Source organism: Curvibacter delicatus NBRC 14919, from assembly GCF_001592265.1.
Classification (GTDB): domain Bacteria; phylum Pseudomonadota; class Gammaproteobacteria; order Burkholderiales; family Burkholderiaceae_C; genus Hylemonella; species Hylemonella delicata.
This window is the reverse complement of record NZ_BCWP01000086.1, coordinates 1-2,089: the sequence shown is the minus strand read 5'-3', so window position 1 is coordinate 2,089 and position 2,089 is coordinate 1. Positions and strand designations below refer to the sequence as shown.

Annotated in this window: 4 protein-coding genes; all 4 read right to left on the bottom strand. The window is 52.2% G+C overall.

Annotation, left to right across the window (positions count from 1 at the left end):
• A partial coding sequence (locus CDE01S_RS18645) for a hypothetical protein (RefSeq protein ID WP_157077209.1) occupies nucleotides 1-431 on the bottom strand: 431 nt, incomplete at its 3' end.
• A gap of 178 nt (nucleotides 432-609) precedes the next feature.
• The gene (locus CDE01S_RS17890; RefSeq protein WP_066710908.1) at nucleotides 610-1,014 is read right to left on the bottom strand and encodes a LolA-like protein; all 405 of its coding nucleotides are present in this window, start codon (nucleotides 1,012-1,014) and stop codon (nucleotides 610-612) included.
• Between the two features lie 56 nt (nucleotides 1,015-1,070).
• Nucleotides 1,071-1,427 (bottom strand): hypothetical protein, encoded by a 357-nt coding sequence (locus tag CDE01S_RS18640; protein ID WP_157077208.1) that lies wholly within the window; start codon nucleotides 1,425-1,427, stop codon nucleotides 1,071-1,073.
• Nucleotides 1,427-1,963: a hypothetical protein gene (locus CDE01S_RS17885; protein WP_066710905.1), complete on the bottom strand. Its 537-nt coding sequence runs from the start codon at nucleotides 1,961-1,963 to the stop codon at nucleotides 1,427-1,429. The genes CDE01S_RS18640 and CDE01S_RS17885 overlap by 1 nt, the downstream gene beginning before the upstream one ends.
• Nucleotides 1,964-2,089: the final 126 nt, after the last annotated feature.

Sequence of the window (2,089 nt, the reverse complement as noted above, 5' to 3'; positions counted from 1 at the left end):
TCAGAAGGGTCGTAGTCAGGCTGACAAATTTTGGCTTTTGGGATGAGCTTGCAGAAGGGGCTATTGAGCCGGTTCGCCACGCTGCGCTTGGGAATCACGGCATCTGGTTCGCACGCGGGGAGGTCTTTCCAGCGTTTGCAGGTTTCTTTGTCCCCACTATAAGAAAAACCTGCATTCTGCATACATTTTCCCACCAGAATGATTTCATTTAGCCCCTGTCGTGGCATGAGAAATCCTTTCCCGTCAGGTCTGTAGAACTCACGTGAGTCACCCGGAACATTCGAGCCACATTCCAGTAGGGCCATTCTGATTTCAGATTCCCTTGCACTACCGCCCAAATAGTATGTCCACGACATTGGGGCTACCCTGTCAATGTTCGAAATACAACCACCCAAGCCCATCAGCGTAAAAAAAGCAAAAAAGCGATTCATGGTGTTTTATTTTCCGTCTTAAAGGGCAACCAGGCGATGTCGCAGATGAGCATGGCCATCTGCTCTGCGCTCAAGGCGATGCTCGGCACATGCAGCAGAAGACAAAACGCTCCTGTTCTTATAGCGATCTGGGACCGATCTCTGTGCCTCAAGAGGTGATTAAATGCATGAAGCAGAGCTACCACCCTGTGCACGGGACAAGCTGACTGGTGCACTTCTGGGGATTGGCGCCCTTAACGTATTTCCAGTCTACGATTTTTAGCGTTTCGACTTCGAGTAAAACGTCGACATTGCACCAGTCCGCCGTGTCAGACAAACCCTCCCGACCATCCAGGCTGACGCTGCCCGTTCCCCTGGGTGCATAGACCTTCATACCGCGGTAATCAATTTTGTCGTAGTGCGTTTCATAAGTCCGGATCAGTCTCTCTCTGCTACCTACCCTCGCAAACTGGGGCTCCAATCCTTGGAAGGTCTTGCCAATTTTTGCATTCATACGCTCCACATACAACTCATGAGAGAGCGTGGAGCAACACCCATGCAAGGCAGCGCAAACCACCAGCATGAAGAAGGTACGTTCATTCATCTTCGTCACCGGTCGCGTAGATAAAGATGATTCATTCAACGGGCATTGCCGACGATTCAGCTGAATTTGCAGTCCCGCATGTGCACCGGCCCACCTTCGTCTCGCCACGATTGGATGATGTCGTTTTCGTCGATCAGCAGCGAGTAGCGGCAATGCTTAAAGAATGAAATGTAAACACGTCTGCTCAAACCCACTCGTTCTTCTTTGTAGATGAATGAATCGTTGCTTCCCATTCGCGTATATAGGTTCTTTGTCTGCGCGTTCCGCGTCGTATCACGAGGATCTGGGTTGGTAAATTTGGTCCCCACAAATGTATCCAGGCGATCCGCCGCCATACCAACACAAGCAGAAAGGCAAAACACCAAAATAGCGCCTACCACTGAACACATCAAGACCGTTTGAGCGATACGCATCATTTACTCCCTTTTGGATTGATGTAGTAATTCTGATCCAGCAAGCTGCTGTAGTTGATCAGCAGTGCTGGCGGCATGGAGCCTAGATTTGTCAAGGTGTTCCACTTGCCGTTGTCATCCAACCAATTGCCCCACGTGTCGTGCAAGATTGCAAAGGCGTTGAAACCCGGAACGGTGTTGAGCGCAGTACTGATGGCGGTGTTCTGGGCGCGGATTTCGCCACCCAGGTTGGTCACCGTCTGAGCGTTGAGGTTGATCACACGGCGGCCTTGGATGGTGCCACTGTTGAGCACGCTGGCGGCGTCAATCTGCACATCTGTGCCGTCGAGCAGCGCGCCGTTGGCTGTGAGATCACCCTCCGTCACCTGCGCGTAGAGCTGGGGCACAAGGGCTTTTTGTGTGGTGCCGTCGACTAGGGTGACTTGCCACTGCACCAGCCAGGCGATGTCGCTGGTGAGCAAGGCCATCTGCTCTGCGCTCAGGGCGACGCTCGGTCGCAGATTGTAGGTTTGCGCGTAGGTGATGCCGGCGTTCATCAGGGCGCGGTATTGCTGCTCATCGTTCTGGAAGTTTGTCAGAAAGTGACACCTGATGAGTTGGCCGTCATTTTCGAGTTCCGGAACCTTGCAGCAATTGATTCATCTGCGCATTGCTGTCTTTTT